Source organism: Sulfurovum sp. (assembly GCF_041551015.1).
Taxonomy (GTDB): domain Bacteria; phylum Campylobacterota; class Campylobacteria; order Campylobacterales; family Sulfurovaceae; genus Sulfurovum.
Genome location: NZ_JBFENQ010000113.1, coordinates 1 through 5,839 on the forward strand (window position 1 = coordinate 1; position 5,839 = coordinate 5,839).

Below are 5,839 nucleotides of genomic sequence, written 5' to 3' on the forward strand. Positions count from 1 at the left end.
GCAAACTAGCAATCCCAGTGTCTGGATCGGTATTTCCTATATATGAGATATTGACGTCAATATTATAGATACTATTACCACTGCCATCATCTCCATACCCTCCTGTAATGTTATCGACACACTTGGTAGTATTGTGTTCATTTGCTGTGACTGCCATGATGGCATATTCTGTATAGCTTTTTGCCAGAAGAACAGACTGCTCTCGTTGAAATTGTGCTGTAGTTTCTTGGACCATCTTCCCTGAAAGATTCATGATGAATGCCGCTACTGTTGCCATCAAAACGATGATAAAGATTGCCGTTAACATTGAAAATGCTTTTCTCATTAGAATACCGCCTTTTCTTTACATGCTGTGATATTTACATCTTCACTAATGGGTTCTTCTTTACAGATTTTAAACCTGATAGTTCGTCCATCCCCTTTAAACTTGAATGTACTGATATTTTTCATAAGTAAAGATCGGGTGTTTCCTACATTGACTCCACGTTTAGGAGAAAAATTATAATGGAGATATAAATCTCCTCCTTCCACAACTAAAGCATAGGATGTCCATGCAAGTTTATAGTGTTCAACGATATGTGATGCATTGTTATCTAGAGTAATAGTATTTGTTGTACCGCTGCCAAAATATGCAGTTGTATCGTAGGGAAAGTAAACGGCGAAGTTACTTGTACTTCCAAGATTATTTTTTATAGTATTGGTCAGAGATAAATCTGATCCAGGTGTTTGAATGGTATCTGTAAAACTGGAATCAATATCACAAACGCCACTCCACCCTACCTTTTTTGTTGTGTCATCATAGGCATTAAAACTGTCAGTATCACTAGCAACCCATTGAAGAACCGTGTATGTAGCTCCAGAAGGGTCCAATGACATTAAATCATTAATATCTTCTATCGCACCAGTTGGGGTGATCCTCCTAATAACAGTTCCAGGAATAGCAGATGCAAGACGATTGGCTATCTGTGTTGCAGCCAATTCAGTTTTAAGTGTTGCTCGGTGTTCTGCTCTTTGCACGATATAGCTCTCATACACTTTAACGATCATTTCAGAACCTATGGAAGCAACGATACCGAGTATAACGATGACAAAGATAAGTTCAAGCATACTAAAGGCCGGGGTGAGTCTCTTATGATTCATATTAGAAAGACCTCTCTTCAAGTTTATATCCACCTATATTACAAGTAAAGGCATGGAGATTAATTTCTTTTTTCAGTTCATCAGGACTAGCAGCATCACTAATAAGTGTTGTACTGATACGTTTTATATTTCTTGTATTCGTTTGTGTTTGATCAAAATCAGCATCGAAGTTGAGCGTATTTGTGGCAGTGTTATAAGTGTTTCCATCAGGTGCATCATCGATATAGGCAACTGTTGTTGCAATAGTCACATTCTTTTCAATGTAATCTGTACCTGTTCCTGTTCCCGCAAGAGTCAACCCAATTGTACCCATAAAATCATCCATATCGTTTTCTATACCATCAGGTCCAAGTGCTCCTGCAGGTGTTGCTGCTGCTCTAGTGCCATCAGGCTTTACAAAACTTCGATAGCTCTCTCTTGGAGTTCCAATTCTTCTACCTGTACCATTTCCATCTGCATATGTGGATTCAGAAAGATCTGTTACCGGACTAACTGTTTGTAAAATAGGATCAAGTATGGTTTCATCTGAACTATTCTGATCCCAATGATATCCCATGATCATATTGATTCTGGATGCAGCCTCATTGATAGATTCCTGTTGTATCGCAACATAGCCACTTTTTGTTGCAGTACTAATGAGCATTGGTGCAGACATGAGTATAATGCCCATAATAACAATAGCAAAGATCAATTCCAACATTGCTATAGCAGGGCGCATAATTTCTGTATTGGACATTATTTTACCATCCTAATCGTCTATTTTTCTGAATACTTGTATCACTATCAACCACATGGCCTGTATCACCATGCCCCGCCCAGTCACTTTGATCTATAAAACGAACACGATAGAAAGGAATCGGTGTCTCATTTTTATCTTTATTATAAATGAGCCACCTGTTTGTAGCAGTTCCAAACGTGATATTGACATCTAGAGGACGAGTGGTAATCCCTCCATCATCTACTACAACAGTTGAATCAACTCCAGCACTATTGTTAATCACAACAGATGGAGTAACATTTGCTCCGTTATTTGCAACCAAAGTAATATTTCCATCATTATCAGGAGTCATAACATGCCCACGTGAAAGATACCAGTCAAATTCATTCGTTTTACTTAGTACAGTCTCGAGATTGTAAACTGCAGAACATGTAATTGGGTCTTGATCACAATAGACAACTATTGAGATAGGAGTAGTGATGCTATTTGTAATCACATCATCATAAAAGTCTTGAGAAGGTTTGGATCTTCCATAGACAAAAGTTACATTTGTATCAAGTGTTTTGTCTCCAAAGATTTGATGATTAGATTGAAGATCAGCTTTGATATTAGGTGGATTGACGATATAAGTAATGTTAAAGTCATGGAACTCTATATATCTAGGGTTTAACGTATTGTTATAGTCACGTTTAAAGTTGTATCCCAAGTCCATAGTTATAGCCCCTAACATAGGTTTAGCAAAGAAATTTTTATTTTGCTCAATAATGAATGGTGCAGTGCTACTATTATGATCTCCCACTTCAAAGTGATCATCTGAATAATAACCTGAAACAGGAATAGGTCTATAAATATCTGTTTTATCAGTAGTGTTATAGTCCTTTAAACTGTATGATAGGTATGGTGTTTTTGTTGCTAGTGGTTCAGGACTGTTATAGGTAAAACTAAGATCCATATTGAGATCATCCGCATAACATCCTGTGACGAAGTTACTAAGACTACCAATGTCCTCATACCCTGCAGCAAAGAATGTACCGTTCATATTGTAACTCATATTTGTGTTGTCTACATCTAGTGTTGGAGGTGTATCGATATAGACAAAGGTTTGGTCATTGGTTCTTGTGTATGGACCTATATTAGGTTTAATCGGATCGCTACCATTGAGATCAAATTTATAAGGATAGATCATTGTATTAATATCCGTATATTCTGTGGTAGTACCATTATTTCGGGTATGCTTACTTTTTATATCACATCCACTAATATTGGTGAGTGTGCCACCAGCTATTACAGCATTTGCACCTTCCAGAGGAACTTGCGTTGAATCTGCTAAACAATCTATAGAATTTTCTCCAGTAACAAAGTAAGCACTGACAGTACCATGTATAGGATGGATAGAGTGATGTGCCAGCAATTCTGGATCATGATCATGACGAGTCCAATCTCTATCAAGGATAGTAAGATTATATTCCCCTATTTGATCATTAGAAAGATTGTGTTCTAGCAGTCCGTTATAGAAAGGCATGTTTTTATTATAGTCACTGATATCATTACAATTATTTGGGTTGATACTGCTGTTTGCATTCCAGACAAAACTAAAATGTTTATCTTCAGTTGCATTGGCTTCCGTAAACGATTGATTGTATCCTAGAGTATTGTTGTCATTTAAATAGTTGGTTGCATTGACATCAAGTTTATATTGGTATCCTGCAACGATGTTGATCCTATTATTATCTACATTTGTTTTGATATGACTTTGTGTTACAGGTGATGCCTGAGATTGGTCACTGATTGAAACCCTGAAACTTTCTGGTCGTATAGCAAAGTTGTCACGTGAACATAGATAACGGGTATTGTATCCATAGATACATTCCATACAAGTCGCAACTTCAGCTTGAGTCAGGTTGTTACCATCATTACTACATGCAACAGGTACTTGATCTGTTATTATGTTATTTTGAGGATTTTTTACTGGTTGTTTACATTTGTCGATATCTTGAACTAATTGTGAAAAGTTATCTATCCTGAGGCCTTGGTCTGTTTTTATTAACTTGATGAGCTCTTCACCATCTTTTAGGGCATTATAAACAACCCTAAAAGCAACATTTTCTCTGGCACTACTATAGAACTCCCCTGGCACAGATATAGGAGGTTTACCGTCTAAACTTGGATATATTTGATCTGTGATCGAGCCATTGTTGATAGCCTCTTGTATGGTTGCTGCATTAAAGGGAACATGTGTTGTGTTGCTCTCGTATTCTTCCCCTGTAAAACTAAGCCAGATACGAGGTGATATAGCACGATCTTCATTCGAACATGATTCATATATGTCATCGTAAAGGACCTCTATGAGTTCGACTCCAACAAGAGTTGATACAGGATTTGTTATGAAAACATCATCAATATGGTATGAAACGACTTCGAAGTTATCTGCTCTCATAGCAGTTTGGGTTGGAAGATTGTAGACTCTACCTGTTCCATTGGCTGTATCACTATTTAAAGAATCAAGCTCTACATTGAATATACTATATGCTGGAGAATACCCACTTTGGATACTCTCACACGGTTCTAGATCTTCTAAGTCTAACGTATGAGAGGTCAGGACATAGGTATCTCCTATTGCTACTGCAAGATCATATGTTACTTGTGCTTTGATCGGGATGCTCAAATCACTAACTTTAGGTATAAGTTGGTATCGGATGGTGAATTTGTCCATAGTAGGTATGTCACCAACATCAATTCCTTTTATATATGTAGCACTGGTATCTAATTCGTTATTAGGGATATATTCATATTCGAATACTCTAGCTTCTTTTACCAAGATACCATCAGCTTCATAGGCAGCTTGTGAGGCATTAATATCTGTAATGTCTACTACAGCATTTTCTACTAATCTATAACCATCCTCAGTACCTAAATTTCTAATAAGAAGATTTATGTCAATAGGAGTTCCCACCGTTACATTGTCTTCTACACTTGGTGGATCTGTAACATCTAGAGGTGTTGCACCTTGAGAGTAAGAATAATCATAACAGAAGTCAGGTATATCGTAGTCATCCTCCTCAAGACCACTGATATCTACAGCATAGTCAATAATAAGGTCATAACTTTTACCCTCTCCATTATAAACTTTTATAAAAATAACATCATATCTACTAACATCTATACTACCAGTAGTATGGATTGTATTTTGCTCTGTGCCACTGTATATACTACTAATATTAACATCATCACACCCTGTTCCTACTAATAAAGAAGCCTCTTTATTTCCTGCGGGATCAGTAGTTTGCCATGTAATTGTTATATTTCCATCAGCAGGAACTGTGAATTGATAATAGTCTGCACTATTCGTCTCAATATCTCCTAAAACGGTATTTAGTCCATTCGAAATGGTTAAGATTTGAGTAGTATTACAGTCATCATTAGGTTCATCTTCAACTATAGCAACAGCTTGTATTGTTATTAAAGAAGTAAGAATAATTGGTCCAATAAAGAAGAATTTCAAAGTGTGTGTTATATTTCTAGTACGCATTAGAGCTGACTTTTGAAACATAATAGTACTTATAAAATAGAGAAATGGAAAAAGTAACAGATTAAAAATAGTATTCAAATTCTTCAAAATTAAATCCTTATTTACACTAATCTAAGACAGTGTAACTTTTAAAGTTTAGGATATAAGAAACCCCAATATATATTCATTATAGAACGTTTATAATTAATTTATTCTTAAATTTGTCATAGAAAAATATTAGATAATATAAATAGAATGATGATACACAGATAGCTGTACTAAAATGATATCTTATAAGATTTATTTTTCTGTTTTTTTCAAACCTAATACGCTTTTTACATACTTTGAGCTATTATATATGTTATTAGATTTTAATTAGGGAAATATATGAACTTGAAGAAAAGTGTTTTAGTAGGTATGTCAGTAGCGATGTCATTTTTATTTGTGGGGTGTGGAGATGAGAAAGAAGTGGC

3 protein-coding genes and 1 pseudogene are annotated in these 5,839 nt (G+C 35.8%); all 4 read right to left on the reverse strand.

Annotation, left to right across the window (positions count from 1 at the left end; genetic code table 11):
- Nucleotides 1-325 (reverse strand): annotated as a pseudogene (locus tag ABZC96_RS07695) (type II secretion system protein); the annotation flags it as partial.
- Nucleotides 325-1,140, reverse strand: a complete 816-nt coding sequence (locus tag ABZC96_RS07700; protein ID WP_373030241.1) for a type II secretion system protein — start codon at nt 1,138-1,140, stop codon at nt 325-327. The pseudogene ABZC96_RS07695 and the gene ABZC96_RS07700, both read right to left, overlap by 1 nt.
- A 1-nt stretch (nt 1,141) precedes the next feature.
- The gene (locus tag ABZC96_RS07705; RefSeq protein WP_373030243.1) at nt 1,142-1,876 is read right to left on the reverse strand and encodes a type II secretion system protein; all 735 of its coding nucleotides are present in this window, start codon (nt 1,874-1,876) and stop codon (nt 1,142-1,144) included.
- Between the two features lie 4 nt (nt 1,877-1,880).
- Nucleotides 1,881-5,387, reverse strand: a complete 3,507-nt coding sequence (locus ABZC96_RS07710) for a hypothetical protein (protein ID WP_373030244.1) — start codon at nt 5,385-5,387, stop codon at nt 1,881-1,883.
- Nucleotides 5,388-5,839 lie beyond the last annotated feature (452 nt).

Coding starts and splice junctions, on each gene's coding strand:
- ABZC96_RS07700 (WP_373030241.1), bottom strand. CDS start 1,140: ATGAATCATAAGAGACTCACCCCGGCCTTTAGTATGCTTGAACTTATC.
- ABZC96_RS07705 (WP_373030243.1), bottom strand. CDS start 1,876: ATGTCCAATACAGAAATTATGCGCCCTGCTATAGCAATGTTGGAATTG.
- ABZC96_RS07710 (WP_373030244.1), bottom strand. CDS start 5,387: ATGCGTACTAGAAATATAACACACACTTTGAAATTCTTCTTTATTGGA.